The organism is Streptomyces corchorusii (assembly GCF_001514055.1).
GTDB lineage: Bacteria > Actinomycetota > Actinomycetes > Streptomycetales > Streptomycetaceae > Streptomyces > Streptomyces olivaceoviridis.
Genome location: NZ_KQ948377.1, coordinates 18,731 through 34,403 on the forward strand (window position 1 = coordinate 18,731; position 15,673 = coordinate 34,403).

Annotated in this window: 16 protein-coding genes; 7 read left to right on the plus strand and 9 right to left on the minus strand. The window is 72.1% G+C overall.

What is annotated here, in order from left to right:
- Positions 1 to 18: 18 nt before the first annotated feature.
- Complete coding sequence (locus tag AQJ11_RS41645; protein WP_014674820.1) at positions 19 to 1,143, minus strand: magnesium and cobalt transport protein CorA; 1,125 nt, start codon at positions 1,141 to 1,143, stop codon at positions 19 to 21.
- A gap of 458 nt (positions 1,144 to 1,601) precedes the next feature.
- Here AQJ11_RS41645 and AQJ11_RS41650 point away from each other — a divergent pair, with 458 nt between their 5' ends.
- Positions 1,602 to 2,186, plus strand: coding sequence for a suppressor of fused domain protein (locus AQJ11_RS41650; protein ID WP_058081816.1), 585 nt, complete (start codon positions 1,602 to 1,604; stop codon positions 2,184 to 2,186).
- Between the two features lie 51 nt (positions 2,187 to 2,237).
- Here the strand turns inward: AQJ11_RS41650 and AQJ11_RS41655 are convergent, their stop codons facing one another.
- On the minus strand, positions 2,238 to 3,461 hold the full coding sequence (locus AQJ11_RS41655; protein ID WP_059266933.1) for an MFS transporter: 1,224 nt from the start codon (positions 3,459 to 3,461) through the stop codon (positions 2,238 to 2,240).
- Between the two features lie 170 nt (positions 3,462 to 3,631).
- Between AQJ11_RS41655 and AQJ11_RS41660 the strand changes: the two genes are divergently transcribed.
- The 3 genes from AQJ11_RS41660 to AQJ11_RS41670 all read left to right on the plus strand — a co-directional run bounded on the left by AQJ11_RS41660 (position 3,632) and on the right by AQJ11_RS41670 (position 6,039).
- Positions 3,632 to 4,273: a DUF6758 family protein gene (locus tag AQJ11_RS41660; protein ID WP_041665487.1), complete on the plus strand. Its 642-nt coding sequence runs from the start codon at positions 3,632 to 3,634 to the stop codon at positions 4,271 to 4,273.
- A gap of 185 nt (positions 4,274 to 4,458) precedes the next feature.
- On the plus strand, positions 4,459 to 5,316 hold the full coding sequence (locus AQJ11_RS41665) for a PHP domain-containing protein (RefSeq protein WP_014674824.1): 858 nt from the start codon (positions 4,459 to 4,461) through the stop codon (positions 5,314 to 5,316).
- 117 nt (positions 5,317 to 5,433) lie between these two features.
- On the plus strand, positions 5,434 to 6,039 hold the full coding sequence (locus tag AQJ11_RS41670) for a MarC family protein (protein WP_014674825.1): 606 nt from the start codon (positions 5,434 to 5,436) through the stop codon (positions 6,037 to 6,039).
- A gap of 58 nt (positions 6,040 to 6,097) precedes the next feature.
- On the opposite strand, the gene AQJ11_RS50195 is transcribed toward AQJ11_RS41670, so the two are convergent.
- Entirely contained in the window at positions 6,098 to 6,250 is a 153-nt protein-coding gene (locus AQJ11_RS50195; protein WP_014674826.1) for a hypothetical protein, read from the minus strand.
- A 218-nt stretch (positions 6,251 to 6,468) separates the two neighbouring features.
- Here AQJ11_RS50195 and AQJ11_RS41675 point away from each other — a divergent pair, with 218 nt between their 5' ends.
- Positions 6,469 to 7,374, plus strand: a complete 906-nt coding sequence (locus AQJ11_RS41675; protein WP_107120960.1) for an NYN domain-containing protein — start codon at positions 6,469 to 6,471, stop codon at positions 7,372 to 7,374.
- 9 nt (positions 7,375 to 7,383) lie between these two features.
- On the opposite strand, the gene AQJ11_RS41680 is transcribed toward AQJ11_RS41675, so the two are convergent.
- Together AQJ11_RS41680 and AQJ11_RS41685 are read right to left on the minus strand one after the other, a co-directional pair.
- Positions 7,384 to 8,268, minus strand: a complete 885-nt coding sequence (locus AQJ11_RS41680) for an alpha/beta fold hydrolase (protein ID WP_107120961.1) — start codon at positions 8,266 to 8,268, stop codon at positions 7,384 to 7,386.
- 135 nt (positions 8,269 to 8,403) lie between these two features.
- On the minus strand, positions 8,404 to 11,142 hold the full coding sequence (locus AQJ11_RS41685) for a DEAD/DEAH box helicase (protein ID WP_107120962.1): 2,739 nt from the start codon (positions 11,140 to 11,142) through the stop codon (positions 8,404 to 8,406).
- Between the two features lie 504 nt (positions 11,143 to 11,646).
- On the opposite strand from AQJ11_RS41685, the gene AQJ11_RS41690 reads away from it, so the two are divergent.
- Positions 11,647 to 12,393, plus strand: coding sequence for a ferritin-like fold-containing protein (locus tag AQJ11_RS41690; protein ID WP_231406414.1), 747 nt, complete (start codon positions 11,647 to 11,649; stop codon positions 12,391 to 12,393).
- Between the two features lie 93 nt (positions 12,394 to 12,486).
- On the opposite strand, the gene AQJ11_RS41695 is transcribed toward AQJ11_RS41690, so the two are convergent.
- The 4 genes from AQJ11_RS41695 to AQJ11_RS41710 all read right to left on the minus strand — a co-directional run bounded on the left by AQJ11_RS41695 (position 12,487) and on the right by AQJ11_RS41710 (position 14,410).
- Positions 12,487 to 12,756 (minus strand): hypothetical protein, encoded by a 270-nt coding sequence (locus AQJ11_RS41695; RefSeq protein ID WP_059266939.1) that lies wholly within the window; start codon positions 12,754 to 12,756, stop codon positions 12,487 to 12,489.
- Positions 12,757 to 12,924: 168 nt separating this feature from the next.
- The gene (locus tag AQJ11_RS41700; protein WP_014674832.1) at positions 12,925 to 13,152 is read right to left on the minus strand and encodes a DUF3107 domain-containing protein; all 228 of its coding nucleotides are present in this window, start codon (positions 13,150 to 13,152) and stop codon (positions 12,925 to 12,927) included.
- A 133-nt stretch (positions 13,153 to 13,285) separates the two neighbouring features.
- Entirely contained in the window at positions 13,286 to 13,927 is a 642-nt protein-coding gene (locus tag AQJ11_RS41705; RefSeq protein ID WP_030649695.1) for a TetR/AcrR family transcriptional regulator, read from the minus strand.
- 240 nt (positions 13,928 to 14,167) lie between these two features.
- Positions 14,168 to 14,410 (minus strand): hypothetical protein, encoded by a 243-nt coding sequence (locus AQJ11_RS41710; RefSeq protein ID WP_058081824.1) that lies wholly within the window; start codon positions 14,408 to 14,410, stop codon positions 14,168 to 14,170.
- Between the two features lie 211 nt (positions 14,411 to 14,621).
- On the opposite strand from AQJ11_RS41710, the gene AQJ11_RS41715 reads away from it, so the two are divergent.
- Positions 14,622 to 15,620, plus strand: a complete 999-nt coding sequence (locus AQJ11_RS41715; protein WP_058081825.1) for an alpha/beta fold hydrolase — start codon at positions 14,622 to 14,624, stop codon at positions 15,618 to 15,620.
- Positions 15,621 to 15,673 lie beyond the last annotated feature (53 nt).

The window sequence follows — 15,673 nt, forward strand, 5'->3', positions numbered from 1 at the left end:
CAGGCCGTACCGGCCCGCTCACAGCCAGCCGTTGCGCTTCAGCGTGCGGTGGATGCCCAGGCACAGCGCGGCCGTGATGCCCATGATCACCGGGTAGCCGTACCTCCAGTGCAGCTCGGGCATGTACTGGAAGTTCATGCCGTACACCCCGCACACCATCGTCGGTACGGCGATGATGGCCGCCCACGCGGTGATCTTGCGCATGTCCTCGTTCTGCGCGACGGAGGCCTGCGCGAGGTTGGCCTGGAGGATGGAGTTGAGCAGTTCGTCGAAGCCCAGCACCTGCTCCTGGACCCGGGCGAGGTGGTCGGCGACGTCCCGGAAGTACTTCTGGATGTCCGGGTCGATCAGCCGCATCGGCCGCTCGCTCAGCAGCTGCATCGGCCGCAGCAGCGGGGCCACCGCCCGCTTGAACTCCAGTACCTCGCGCTTGAGTTGGTAGATCCGCGCGGAGTCCACACCGCGCGAGACCCCGCCCCGGCGGCCGGGTGAGAACACCTCGGTCTCCACCTCGTCGATGTCGTCCTGGACGGCGTCGGCGACCGCGATGTAGCCGTCCACGACGTGGTCGGCGATGGCGTGCAGCACGGCCGAGGGGCCCTTGGCGAGCAGCTCCGGGTCGTCCTGGAGGCGGTGCCGCAGGGCGCGCAGCGACCCCTGGCCGCCGTGCCGGACGGTGATGAAGAAGTCCCGGCCGGTGAAGCACATCACCTCGCCGGTCTCCACGACCTCGCTGTTGGCGGTGAGCCGGTCGTGCTCGACGTAGTGGATGGTCTTGAAGACGGTGAACAGCGAGTCGTCGTACCGCTCCAGCTTCGGCCGCTGGTGGGCCTGCACGGCGTCCTCGACGGCCAGCGGGTGCAGTCCGAACTCGCCCGCGATACCGGCGAACTCCGCCTCGGTCGGCTCGTGCAGCCCGATCCAGACGAAGCCGCCGTCACGGCGCACCAGCCGCATGGCCTCCTGCGGGCTGAGCGGCCCCGGGCTCTGCACGCGGGCGCCGTCGCGGTAGACGGCGCAGTCGACGACGGCCGAGGGAGTGCCGGGCGCGCGCGTGGCGTCGTACGACGTGCTCGTGTCCTTGCGCAGCGAGACACGGGACGACGGGCGGACCACGGCGCGCAGGTCGCGGATCATCGACATGGGCAGGCTCCTTCGCGGGCGGGCAGCGAGGGCACGCGGCGACGGGTGGAACTACCCGGAATGGGGACGTCCTGAGTGCGTGTGTTTGGCACGTCCACAAAGCGGGGAGCACCGCACCGTCACGGTGGCGACTTCGCTGCTGACGCAGAACTGATTCAGGTCAGACAGATCAGGCAAAGCGAAACGAAGTGCTCTTCCGAACGACGGAGCGCAAGGGAAGGCGGCGGCCAGCCGGTAACTACATCAGCAGCCGGAAGAGCGAGTGGTACTGCACGGTCGACTTCGATCCATGACAGCCCCACCTCCTCCGGCCGGTCCCTCGTAAGGGAGTCCCATCGGCGTCGGGATCCGATGGCACGCTTCGGCGTGCTGGCCCCGAACCACCGGCTCAGAGTACCAGCCGCCCGTACTGTCAAGGCGCCGCTTTGCCCGCTGCTGACGAGTTCTATGCTCGGCACATGGCTGATGTTCTTCCTCTGGTCGAGGCCCGGTTGACCACCGCGCTGGGCGAACCGGACGCCCGCGCCGCGGTCACCTTCCTCGGCACGGACCGCATCGAGGTGCTCCGCTTCCAGGAGGGGGACGTCGTCCGCTACGCCACCCTCGGCATGTCCCAGCACCCCATGACGGACCCCGCGGCGATGCTCGCCGACCCGGTGGCGGGTCCCCGCGCCGAACTGGTCCTGTCGGTCCGCGCGGGCCTCGCCGACACCGACAAGGTGCTCCGCCCGCTCGCCGTGCTCGCCGCGACTCCACAGGTGGAGGGCCTGGTGGTGGCCCCGGGTGCCTCGCTGGACGTGGGTGAGCCGCTGTGGCCCGGCGCCCCCTTCACCTCCGTGCTGGTGGGCGAGCCCGGCGGGCTGGTGGAGGACCTGGAGCTGGACGCCCCGATGGACCCGGTGCGGTTCTTGCCGCTGCTGCCGATGACCCCGAACGAGGCCGCCTGGAAGCGGGTGCACGGCGCCCAGGCCCTCCAGGAGCGCTGGCTCGGACGCGGGACGGACCTGCGGGACCCCGCCCGCGGATCCGTCCCGCTGGACTGACACGGCACCGGCCACGAGTGACCGATCTCACCAACACAAGGCCGGATCCGGTCAGTTGGCGAAGACGCCGATCCCGTCCTCGGTGGCGTGCCCCGGTTCCAGCTCCTCGGCCTCGTGGGTGAGGGCCCCGCGCCGGACGACGACCACGAGCGCGCCGAGCACCGCCGTGACGGCCGCGACCACGAACGGGACGTGGATGTCGGTCCACTCCTCGATCTTCGGCGCGAAGTAGGGCGCCGCGGCGGCGGCGAACCAGCGGACGAAGTTGTAGCCCGCGCTCGCCACCGGGCGCGGGGCGTCCGACACCCCGAGGGCCAGCTCGGTGTAGACCGTGTTGTTCACGCCGATGAAGGCACCGGACAGGATCGTGCAGACGACGGCCGCGGTGTGGCCGCCGTAGCCGAGCACGAGCACGTCCGCCGCGAGCAGCACCAGTGAGCCGCCGAGCACCTTCAGCGAGCCGAACCGGGCCTGCATGCGCGGGGCGACGATCACCGAGAAGACGGCGAGCAGCACACCCCAGGCGAAGAAGACCGCGCCCGAGCGGTACGGCGTCATGTCCAGCACGAACGGCGTGAAGGCCAGCACGGTGAAGAACGTGTAGTTGTAGAAGAACGCCGAGACCGCCGCCGAGGCCAGGCCGCCGTGGCCGAGCGCCTTGAGCGGGTCCAGGACCGAGGTCTTCCGGGCCGGCTTCGGCTGCTCCTTCAACAGCGCCGTGATGCACAGGAAGCCGATCGCCATCAGGGTGGCCGTGCCGAAGAAGGGGTAGCGCCAGCTCACGTTGCCGAGGACCGCGCCGAGCAGCGGGCCGCAGGCCATGCCGAGGCCGAGCGCGGACTCGTAGAGCAGGATCGCCGCCGCGCTGCCCCCGGCCGCCGCGCCGACGATCACCGCGAGGGCGGTGGAGACGAAGAGCGCGTTCCCGAGCCCCCAGCCGGCCCGGAACCCGACGAGCTGGCCGACGGAGCCGGAGGTGCCGGCCAGGCCCGCGAAGACCACCACGAAGGCCAGACCGAGCAGCAGGGTCTTGCGCCCGCCGATGCGGCTGGAGACGAAGCCGGTCAGCAGCATCGCGACGGCGGTGATCAGGAAGTACGAGGTGAAGAGCAGGGACACCTGGCTGGCGGTGGCGTGCAGGCCCTGCGCGATCGACGGCAGGATCGGGTCGACGAGGCCGATGCCCATGAAGGCGACGACGGAGGCGCCGGCCGTGGCCCAGACCGCCTTGGGCTGTCGCAGGAGGCCGCCGGCTCCCGCGTCGAAGGGGTCCATGTGCTTCTCCCGTTCTCACGTAGATAGTTGGGTTATGCATATAGTAAGTTAGCTCGGCTAAATAATGCAAGGTGCATCTATCGCCTTCGGCGGGGCATCGGGGCGGCTCTTCGGTCCGGACGGGTGATCGTCCTTGACGTGGGCGGGCAGGGGTAGGACCGTGGAGCCCTATGAGGGGCGAACCCAGTTGCCCGAGGTGCGGTGGCCGGGTCAGGGCTCCCGGACTCTTCGCCGACGCGTGGCAGTGCGACGTGCACGGCACGGTGTATCCGCTACAGCCCGTGATCCCGCCCAGCGTCGAGGCGCTCAACGTCGTGGTGCACCGCACGCAGGTGCCGGTGTGGATGCCGTGGCCGCTGCCGGTCGGCTGGCTGTTCACGGGCGTGGCGTACGCCGGCGACGACCGCAGCGGCGGCCGGGCGACCGCGGTGGCCTGCTCCGGCCCCGGACCGCTCGGCGGGCCGGGCGAGCTGATCCTGATCGCTGAGGAGCTGGGCGTCGGCCTCGGCGCGCACTACGCCGGCATCGACGGCCCGGACCCGGGGTCGTACATGAACGTGGAGAAGCCGCCGGAGGCCAAGGTGCTGGCCGCGGGCCGCCCCACCCCGCTCTGGCACGTCTACCGCACCCCGGACGACCGCGCCGTCTTCGCCGGCGAGGCGCTCGGGATGTGGCTGTGGGCGGTGATGTGGCCCGAGCAGTCCGGTCTGCTCATGTACGACGAACTGGTGCTGACCGACTTGCGGGAGGCGGGGGCGGAGCTGGATCTGGTGCCCTGCGGAGCGTTGTCGCCGCGCTTGCTCCGGCCGTAGCGCCCACGGGGGCGCCGGGTTCCGCGGGCTCGCGGCCGCGGGTCGTCGTGGCTTGTCGCGCGGTTCCCCGCGCCCCTGAGGGGTTGCAGTAGGGGGCGCTGAGTGGTTTCGGGTGTGACAGGCGGAGTCGAAAACACCGTTATCCTTAGGTGTCCCCTTGCTTCCGCCGGTGTTCTGGAGTTGTCGTGCGCATTGACCTGCACTGCCACTCCACGGCGTCCGACGGTACGGACACCCCGGCTGAGCTGGTGCGGAACGCCGCCGCCGCCGGCCTGGACGTCGTCGCGCTGACCGATCACGACACCACGCGGGGGTACGGCGAGGCGATCGGCGCGCTGCCCGAGGGGCTGACCCTGGTCACCGGGGCCGAGCTGTCCTGCCGGGTCGACGGCGTCTCGATGCACCTGCTGGCCTACCTGTTCGACCCCGAGGAGCCCGCTCTGCTCGCCGAGCGCGAGCTGGTCCGGGACGACCGGGTGCCGCGGGCCAAGGGGATGGTCGCCAAGCTGAACGCGCTGGGCGTGCCGGTCACCTGGGAGCAGGTCGAGCGGATCGCCGCCGGAGGCTCGGTGGGGCGCCCGCACGTGGCCTCGGCGCTGGTCGAGCTGGGCGTCGTACCGACGGTGGGTGACGCGTTCACCGAGGAGTGGCTGGCCGACGGCGGACGGGCCTTCGTGGAGAAGCACGAGACCGACCCCTTCGAGGCGATCCGGCTGGTCAAGGCCGCGGGCGGGGTCAGCGTGTTCGCGCACCCGGCCGCCGCCAAGCGCGGCCGTACCGTGCCGGAGTCCCGGATCGCGGAGATGGCCGAGGCCGGTCTGGACGGCATCGAGGTCGACCACATGGACCACGACGCCGACGCCCGGGACCGTCTGCGGGGCCTGGCGAAGGAGCTGGGGCTGCTGGTCACGGGCTCCTCGGACTACCACGGCAGCCGCAAGACCGTGGCGCTGGGCGCCTTCACGACCGACCCCGAGGTGTACGGGGAGATCACCCGGCGGGCGACGGGCGCGTTCCCGGTGCCGGGGACCGGCGGAGCCTGAGGCCCCGGGGCCGACCCGCCGTACCGCTTCACACCCGCGGTCCGTACTGCCTCATGCCCGCGGTCCGGACCGCCTCACGCCCGTAGTTCCTCTTCCCGCAAGGCCTGCACTTCCCCCATGTTCGACATCGCCGTCTTCGGCTCCCTGTTCCTGACCCTCTTCGTCATCATGGATCCCCCCGGGATCACCCCGATCTTCCTCGCCCTGACCGCCGGGCGGCCGGCCAAGGTGCAGCGGCGGATGGCCTTCCAGGCCGTCTGCGTGGCGGGCGGGGTCATCGCCGTCTTCGGCGTCCTGGGCCACCAGATCCTGAACTACCTGCACGTGTCCGTGCCCGCCCTGATGATCGCGGGCGGGCTGCTGCTCCTGCTGATCGCGCTGGACCTGCTGACGGGCAAGACCGACGAGCCCAAGCAGACCAAGGACGTGAACGTGGCGCTCGTACCGCTGGGCATGCCGCTGCTGGCGGGGCCCGGTGCGATCGTGTCCGTGATCCTGGCCGTGCAGAAGGCCGACAGCGTGTCCACGCAGCTCTCGGTGTGGTCCGCGATCCTCGCGATCCATGTGGTGCTGTGGCTGGTGATGCGTTACTCGCTGCTGATCATCCGCGTCATCAAGGACGGCGGTGTGGTCCTGGTGACGCGGCTCGCGGGCATGATGCTCTCCGCGATCGCCGTGCAGCAGATCATCAACGGGGTCACTCAGGTGATCCGGGGGAGCTGAGCCGTCGGCGGCTCGGCTCCCCCGGAAGGCTTGAGTGGCGGACGGGTCCGCGTGCGGGTTACGAGGCCGGGGTCTCGGCCGGGCGGATCCACAGGCGCTGTCCGATGGCGGCGGCCTGCTGAACGATCCGGTTGACGGAGGCGGCGTCCACGACGGTGCTGTCCACGGCGGTGCCGTCGACCTCGTCGAGTCGCATGATTTCGAAGCGCATGGCTTCTCCCTTCGTCTGGTCATCCTCCTGCGGAGAACTACTTCGTGTGACGTCTGGTGTATCCGGCGTCGTACGTAGTCAACGCGCTCCTTGTTACAAACATTCCCTACGCTAAAGAAATTTTTCGAACAACTAATTACCGACCGGTAAGCGACATGTCCAGGACCAGGGAGGGACCCACCGGGACCGGTTGTGTTCGCACTGTGACCACCGGGACAATGGAGGTGATGAACGACGACCTGGCCGCCCTCGGCGCCCGTATCGACCGCACGAACGAGCTGCTGGAACGCATGCTCGCCGAGGTGGCCAAGACGCCCTCGACCCATGCGATCTTCGTCGACGCGGGCTACCTGTACGCGGCCGTCGGCCGGCTGGTCGCCGGGACCGAGGACCGCCGCGCCTTCGACCTGGACGCCGAGGGCCTGATCGACGCCCTCATCGACAAGGCGCGCACCATCTTCGCGGACAGCCGGCTGCTGCGCGTCTACTGGTACGACGGCGCCCGGCGCCGCATCCACACCGCCGAGCAGCAGGTCATCGCCGAACTGCCCGACGTCAAGGTCCGCCTCGGCAACCTCAACGCCAACAACCAGCAGAAGGGCGTCGACTCGCTGATCCGGACCGACCTGGAGTCACTGGCGCGGCACCGCGCGATCAGCGACGCGGCCCTCCTCGGCGGCGACGAGGACCTGGTCTCGGCGGTCGAGGCGGCCCAGGGCTACGGCGCCCGCGTCCACCTCTGGGGCATCGAGGCGCCCGAAGGCCGCAACCAGGCCGAGCCGTTGCTCTGGGAGGTCGACAGCCAGCGCACCTTCGACCTGGAGTTCTTCAAGCCGTACGTCTCCCGGCGCACGGCCACCGCGTTCGAGACCGCCGGCGGAGCCCGCCCCAGCCGCGAGGACGTGCGCTTCGTCGGCGCCCAGATCGCGGCGCGATGGCTCGCCTCCCGGGGCCGCGAGGCGATGGTCGAGCTGTTCCCGGGCCACCCCTACCTGCCCGGCTCCGTCGACCAGGACCTGCTGGTCGAGGCCGAGGAACTGCTCCAGTACTCCCTGCGCGGCCAGGCGGACCTGCGGCGGTCGCTCAGGGACGGGTTCTGGGATCATCTCCAGTCCCAGTACTAGGCGTTCGCCCTACCGCGCGGTGCCCGGGCCGTCGTCCCAGAAGTCGGCGAGCGCGCGGGCCGTCTCCAGCGGGCGGTCGGTGTTGGGGGAGTGCTCGGCGCCCTCGACGACCGTCCGGCGCGCCTTGAGCCGCACCGCCATGTCGTCGAGCAGCGGCAGCGGCCACGTGTCGTCCCGTGCGCCCGACAGTACGTGGAACGGCAGCGGCACGGCCGCCAGTTCGGCGACGCGGTCCGGCTCCGTGCACAACTGACGGCCGGTGGCCAGGAGTTGCGCGGGCTTGGTGCCCAGCCAGCGGCGCCGCAGATCGTCCCGGTCGTCCAGGCCCGCGTCGAGCGCCGGCGTCTCCGTCTCCTCCGGCGGCTCCATCGCCTGGATCGTCTCCCACACCTCCGCCATGCTCAGCACCGCGAGCGCGTCCCGGAGCAGCTTCACGCGCTCCTGCTGGTGCGTCGAGATCTGCGCCGGGCCCGAGGCCATCAGGGTGAACGACAGGAAGGGCGAGTGGTCGAGCAGCACGGCCGCGCGCGCGATCTGGCCGCCGAGGGAGTGCCCCAGCAGATGCACCGGACCGCCGATCGCCTCCACCTGCGCGAGCACGTCCCGCGCCAACTCCTCCTGCGCGTAGGCGGACTCGTCCGTCGCCGGTCCGTCCGACTCGAACTGGCCCCGCCCGTCCACGGCGACGGTCCGGTATCCGCGCCGGGCGAGCGGCACGTGCAGCGGATTGAAGTCCTCCTTGCTGCCGGTGAACCCCGGCAGCAGCAGCGCGACGCCCTTCGGCTCGACACCGGCGGCCACGGGCGCGTCGACCACGGCGAATTCACCGCGCGCCGTCCGAAGCGGGTACGCGCGGGCGCCGGGGGGCGCGACGAAGGTGGGGGGCCTGCTCATGGGGAGAGGTTATCGGGAGGCGGCGGAACCGGCTGGGCGGGCGCCAAGTGCCTCTGCAAACGCCGATGGCCGGGTCCACTGTCGTGAACCCGGCCATCGGACCGGCACTTACGCTGCCGCACACACCGGGTGCGGTCAGGCCTCCGGAGCCTCCACGACCGCCGTGGCCTTACGGGTCCGGCGCGGCTTGGGCGTCGTCTCGACGCTCTCACCGGCCGCCTCGGCAGCGGACGCCGCGGTCTTGCGGGCCCGGCGCCGCGGCTTGGCCTCCGGCTCCTCGGTGGCCTGCGCCGGAATCTCCGGAACAGCCGCCTCGGCAACGGCCTTGCGGGTCCGTCGTGCCTTCGGAGCGGTGACCGCCTCCCCGTCGACCGCGTCCACGGCCGCGGTGGCCGTCTTGCGGGTGCGTCGGGGCTTGGCCTCGGCCTCGGGGGCTTCCGGCGCGGCTGCGGCGGTCTTGCGGGTGCGCCGCGGCTTGGCCTCGGCCTCCGGTTCGGTGGCGTCGGGTGCCGTGGCGGCGGTCTTGCGGGTGCGGCGCGGCTTGGCCTCGGTGGCCTCCGCGGTGTCCACGGCGGCCTCGGCGGCTGCGGTGGCCTTCCGCGTACGGCGCGGCTTGGCTTCCGTGCCCTCGGCCGTGTCGACAGCGGCCTCGGCGGCAGCGGCGGTCTTCCGCGTACGCCGCGGCTTGGCCTCGGCCTCCGGTTCGGTGGCCTCGGGTGCGGCAGCCGCGGTCTTGCGGGTCCGGCGCGGCTTGGCCTCGGCCTCGGCCGTCTCGGGCTCGGCGACCGTGGCCTTACGGGTCCGGCGCGGCTTGGCCTCGGTCGCTTCCGCGGTGTCCACGGCGGCCTCGGCGGCAGCGGCGGTCTTCCGGGTGCGACGGGGCTTGGCCTCGGCCTCAGGGGCGTCGGTCGTGACCGGCTCCGCTGCCTTGCGGGTGCGTCGGGGCTTGGTTTCCGTGCCCTCGGCGGTGTCCACGGCGGCCTCGGCGGCAGCCGTGGTCTTGCGGGTCCGGCGCGGCTTGGCCTCGGCCTCGGGGGCCTCCGGCGCGGCTGCGGCGGTCTTCCGCGTGCGGCGCGGCTTCGCCTCGGTGGCCTCCGCCGTGTCCAGTGCCGTCTCCGCCGGGGTCGCGGCCTCGGCCGTCTTGCGGGTGCGGCGACGCGGCTTGGCCTCCGCGGCCGGGGCGGCCTCGGCGGCGGGCTCCGCCACCGGGCTGTCCGCGCTCACGGGTGCGGCGACGGGCTCGGCCACCGGGGGCTCGGCCTGAGCCGGGGCCACGGCGGACTCGGTCACCGGGGACTCGGTCACCGGGGTCTCGGTCGCGGACGACCGACGGGTGCGGCGGCGGCGCGGCTTCTCCGGGGTGTCGAGGGCAGCGAGGTCCTCGGCGATGGTCACCGTCTCGACGGCGGCCTCGGGGGCCGTCGTCGGCGTGGCGGCGGCCGTCACCGGCTCCGCCGACGCTCCGCCGCGCGTACGGCGACGGCGGCGCGGGGTGCGGGGCGCGGCCGGCGCCTCCTCGGTACCGGAGGTCTCCGCGGCCGGCGCGGCCGGGGAGGCGTCCAGCGGGGTGCCACCGCGCGTGCGGCGACGGCGGCGCGGCGTACGAGCCGGACGCTCGCGCTCGGCCGGGGCCGACTCGGCACGGCCACCGCGGCCACCACGGCCGCGACCGCCCCGTCCGCCGGTCTCGCCCAGGTCCTCCAGCTCCTCCGCGTCCAGCCCGGCACGGGTCCGCGCGGAGCGGGGCAGGGTGCCCTTGGTGCCCTCGGGGATGCCGAGGTCGGAGAACAGGTGCGGGGAGCTCGAATACGTCTCCACCGGGTCGTTGAAGTCCAGCTCCAGCGCCTTGTTGATCAGCTGCCAGCGCGGGATGTCGTCCCAGTCGACGAACGTGATCGCCGTACCCTTGGCGCCCGCGCGGCCGGTGCGGCCGATGCGGTGCAGGTACGTCTTCTCGTCCTCGGGGGACTGGTAGTTGATGACGTGGGTCACGCCCTCGACGTCGATGCCGCGCGCGGCGACGTCGGTGCAGACGAGGACGTCGACCTTGCCGTTGCGGAAGGCCCGCAGGGCCTGCTCGCGGGCGCCCTGGCCGAGGTCGCCGTGGACCGCGCCGGAGGCGAACCCGCGGCGCTGGAGCTGCTCGGCGATGTCGGCGGCCGTGCGCTTGGTACGGCAGAAGATCATCGCCAGCCCGCGGCCCTCGGCCTGGAGGATGCGGGCGACCATCTCCGGCTTGTCCATGTTGTGCGCGCGGTAGACGAACTGCTTGATGTTCGCGACCGTGGCGCCCTCGTCGTCCGGCGCGGTGGCGCGGATGTGCGTGGGCCGGGACATGTAGCGGCGGGCGAGGCCGATGACCGCGCCCGGCATCGTGGCCGAGAACAGCATCGTCTGGCGCTTGGCCGGCAGCATGTTGACGATCTTCTCGACGTCGGGCAGGAAGCCCAGGTCGAGCATCTCGTCGGCCTCGTCGAGGACCAGGCACTTGACGTGCTTCAGGTCGAGCTTCTTCTGGCCCGCGAGGTCGAGCAGGCGGCCCGGGGTGCCGACGACCACGTCGACGCCCTTCTTCAGGGCCTCCACCTGGGGCTCGTAGGCCCGGCCGCCGTAGATCGCGACCACGCGCACGTTACGGACCTTGCCGGCCGTCAGCAGGTCGTTGGTGACCTGGGTGCACAGCTCGCGCGTGGGGACGACGACGAGCGCCTGCGGAGCGTCCGTCAGGGCCTCGGGGGCGGCGCGTCCGGCCTCGACGTCGGCGGGGACGGTGACGCGCTCCAGGAGCGGGAGACCGAAGCCCAGCGTCTTGCCGGTGCCGGTCTTGGCCTGGCCGATGACATCCGTGCCGGAGAGGGCGACGGGGAGTGTCATCTCCTGGATGGGGAAGGGGGTGGTGATGCCGACGGCCTCCAGGGCCTCGGCGGTCTCGGGGAGGATTCCGAGTTCTCGAAACGTCGTAGTCAGGGTGCTGCCTCTTCTGTGTGCGCGGTGCGAGGCGAGCGAGCGGGGGTCATGTCTGACCGTGCCGGGGACGTCGGCTGCCGTACGGACGAACCACTCGGGCAAGCCGTATGACACGGGACCTCTGCCGACGCTCTAGCGCTCGTACCGCTGAGGGTTCCCTCCTGTCGTCGTACGATCACTGCCGTACGGCCTTGGAGGGCTGTCGGGTCGGAGCCGATCGGGCCACCGACCGGGCATCCTCATGCGTGCGGCCTGTCGTGACACGTCGAGCATCGTCGACGCACTCTGGCAGGCGCATTACCACCATACCCCGGAATCGCGCACATGCGATGGCCGATTTGGTCACGTAGTCGTGGTCACACTCGTTGACCAGGGCTTGAGCGGGGCGTGGAGCGGACTATTGTGCGCCTCATGACTAGCTCTGACAAGCCTGAGAACGCGTCCGCCGAACCCGCCGAACCCACCGGTGTCGCCGCCCAGGATTGGGCGCAGGCGTCCGCCGACCCGCAGTACCGCGCGGCGGTCGTGGATCTGCTCGGCGCTCTCGCGTACGGGGAGCTGGCGGCGTTCGAGCGGCTCGCGGAGGACGCCAAGCTGGCGCCGACCCTCGCGGACAAGGCGGAGCTGGCGAAGATGGCCTCGGCCGAGTTCCACCACTTCGAACGGCTGCGGGACCGGCTGACCGAGATCGGCGAGGAGCCCACGGCGGCGATGGACCCGTTCGTCGCCGCGCTCGACGGCTTCCACCGGCAGACCGCGCCCTCGGACTGGCTGGAGGGCCTGGTCAAGGCGTACGTCGGCGACTCGATCGCGAGCGACTTCTACCGGGAGGTCGCGGCCCGTCTCGACTCCGACACGCGCGAGCTGGTGCTCGCCGTCCTCGACGACACCGGGCACGCCGGGTTCGCGGTGGAGAAGGTGCGGGCCGCCATCGACGCCGACCCGCGCGTGGGCGGCCGGCTGGCGCTGTGGGCGCGGCGGCTGATGGGGGAGGCGCTGTCGCAGTCCCAGCGGGTGGTCGCCGACCGGGACGCGCTGTCCACGATGCTCGTGGGCGGGGTGGCCGACGGGTTCGACCTCGCCGAGGTCGGCAGGATGTTCTCGCGGATCACCGAGGCGCACACGAAGCGGATGGCCGCGCTGGGCCTGGCGGCGTAGCGCTTCGTCGGGGGCGGTCGCGGGGTGTCGCGCGACCGCGGGTGCGTCGTGGTTGACCGCGTGGTTCCCCGCGCCCCTTCGGGGGCGCGGTCCCTACGCCGTCGCTGATCGGCGGCGGAGGCGGCCCGCGGGGCGGAGGAGCAGGGACAGGGACGCGACCGAGATGACCGCGGCGCCCAGGAGGCTGAGCAGGGCCGTGCCGGGGCCCAGGGCGGTGCGGGTGACGAAGTCGCCGAAGAGGGCTCCGGCGATGCCCGTGCAGTACACCAGCGGGCGGGCCGGCAGCCGGTGGGCGAGGCGCTGGGCCGCCGCCCACGCGAGGATCAGACCGAGCACGGCGGAGCCGAGTGCTTCGAGGATCATGTCGGGGGTCCCTCCCACGGCCGGTCTGGCTCGACGGTCGTAGCCCGTCATACCCGTGACCTGCGGATTGCAATCCTGCCCTGTGAAGGACCTGTGCTCCATCCGTGCGCACGTCACGCGGAAGGGCCCGGCGGCACACGGCCGCCGGGCCCTTCTCGCGACTGCGGCCTACAGCGTGCCGAAACCGACCTTGCGCACGGTCGGCTCGCCGATGTCCACGTACGCCAGACGGTCCGTCGGCACGAGGACCTTGCGGCCCTTCTCGTCCTGGAGGCTGAGCAGCCCCGTCTTGCCGGCCAGCGCCTCGGCCACCACGCGCTCGACCTCCTCGACGCTCTGACCGCTCTCCAGAACGATCTCGCGGGGCGCGTGCTGCACGCCGATCTTGACCTCCACGGCTATGTCCCTCCGACGGTCAGTGATGTGCGCGATCTTCCGCGCCCTACGCTGCACACATTAGCCCGGTGAGGGGGCGTACACGCTGCGGGCCCGAACGCCAGGAGCGAACACAGTGCGGGAACAAACGGCCTCAGTGGTGCTCGCTGCCGTGCAGCGGGAAACCGGCGATGCCGCGCCAGGCCAGCGAGGTCAGCAGCTGCACCGCCTGGTCGCGCGGCACGCTGCGGTCGCTGTGCAGCCAGGAGCGGGCGACCACCTGGGCGAGCCCGCCGAGACCGGAGGCGAGCAGCATCGACTCCGCGCGCGAGAGGCCGGTGTCCTCGGCGATGACGTCGCAGATCGCCTCGGCGCACTCGTTGGTGACCTTGTCCACGCGCTCGCGCACCGCGGGCTCGTTCGTCAGGTCCGATTCGAAGACCAGGCGGAAGGCGCCGCCGTCGTCCTCCACGTAGGCGAAGTAGGCGTCCATCGTCGCCCGGACGCGCTGCTTGTTGTCGGTCGTCGACGCCAGCGCGCCGCGCACCGCCTGGATCAGCGACTCGCAGTGCTGGTCCAGCAGGGCGAGGTAGAGGTCGAGCTTGCCGGGGAAGTGCTGGTAGAGCACCGGCTTGCTCACGCCGGCCCGCTCGGCGATGTCGTCCATCGCCGCCGCGTGGTAGCCCTGCGCGACGAAAACCTCCTGAGCGGCGCCCAGCAACTGGTTCCGCCGGGCTCGGCGCGGCAGCCGGGTGCCCCGTGGGCGCGCCGCCTCAGTTTGCTCGATGGCTGTCACGCCGCCTCCCAAAGTCGTCCACATGCGGTGTCGGCCGCGCGGCCATCGTACTTTTCGGTAACCGTGGTGTGCGCGGTGCGAGCGCAGAATTTCACGTACCGGACGGGTGGCGAAAGCCGTACGGCCCGCCGACCAGGGCCGGGCGGGGTCCGTGCGGTCCTGCGAGGTCAGGCGTGAGCGCCCCTCGCCGGCGCGAGCGACGGCCCTCCGTCAGCGCGGGGGCGGCCGTCCGCGGCGGGATCAGCGGTAGTCGTCCTCGTCGAGCGAGACCACGCGCGCCTGTTCCAAGAGGTCGGCCTCGTTGCCCCGGTACGGGTCCACGCCCGTCAGGGGGTCGTCGCGGTCCGGCGCGATGTCCGCGTGCTGCTCGGCGGCGTCCACCTCGGGCGCCTCGACGTCCCTCTCCGCCGCCGCGTCGGCCTCCAGGTCCTCGATGTCCTCGATGTCCTCGATCGCGTCGGGCTCGGTGGGGTCATAGGCCATGGTGGGCTCCCTTCCTACGGACGTCCCTGGAAGCGGCAGGGGCCACACGCGGGTGCCCACACGCGGGTGCCCTCTGTACGAGCCTAGGAGACGGCAGATCCGGACGCCATGCCGTCAGGCCCGTTCGGTGCCCGGTTCTCCGGATCCGCGCGGTTCAATCTGTGACGGCGAACACACCAACCCTGACGTGATCACCTCGTAACATTGCCGCATGTCTTCGACCGAGTCGCCCTCCGTGCCGGCCGCCAGTGTGCTCCCCAGGGTGGCGCCCGTCCAGGTCGGCGAGGGCGAGCGGCTGCGGTCCGTGGGCCTGCCCGGCGTCACCCTGACGGTCCGTTCCCGGCCCCCCGCGCGCGAGGACCTGCCGACCGCGCTGTACGTCCACGGGCTCGGCGGCTCCTCGCAGAACTGGTCGGCGCTCATGGCCGAGCTGGACGGCGTCGTCGGCAGCGAGGCGCTCGACCTCCCGGGCTTCGGCGACTCCCCGCCCCCGGACGACGGCGACTACTCCGTCACCGGGCACGCGCGCGCGGTGATCCGCTACCTCGACGCGGCCGGCCGCGGCCCGGTCCACCTCTTCGGCAACTCGCTCGGCGGCGCGGTCGCCACGCGCGTCGCCGCCGTACGCCCCGACCTGGTCCGCACGCTCACGCTCGTCTCACCCGCCCTGCCCGAGCTGCGGGTGCAGCGCAGTGCGGTGCCGACCGCCCTGCTCGGCGTACCGGGCATCGCCGCGCTCTTCACCCGGTTCACCAGGGAGTGGACGGCCGAGCAGCGCGTACGCGGCGTCATGGCCCTGTGCTACGGCGACCCCGGCCGGGTCTCACCGGAGGCGTTCCGGTACGCCGTGGAGGAACTGGAGCGGCGGCAGCGGCTGCCGTACTTCTGGGACGCGATGACCCGCTCCGCGCGCGGGATCGTCAACGCCTACACGCTCGGCGGGCAGCACGGGCTGTGGCGCCAGGCCGAGCGGGTGCTGGCCCCCACGCTGCTGATCTACGGCGGCCGGGACCAGCTCGTCGGCTTCCGCATGGCCCGCAAGGCCGCACGCGCCTTCCGCGACTCCCGGCTGCTGTCCCTGCCGGACGCCGGGCACGTGGCGATGATGGAGTACCCCGACGTGGTGGCGGGCGCGTTCCGGGAGCTGCTGGCGCAGACGGCCGGCTCCGGCGAGGGCGCCCACGCGGTCGCCCCGGGCGCGAGGAGCTGAGGTCGGGGGTGGGACGCCACAGCCGCCGCGGACCGGCCCCGAAGGGCGATGCC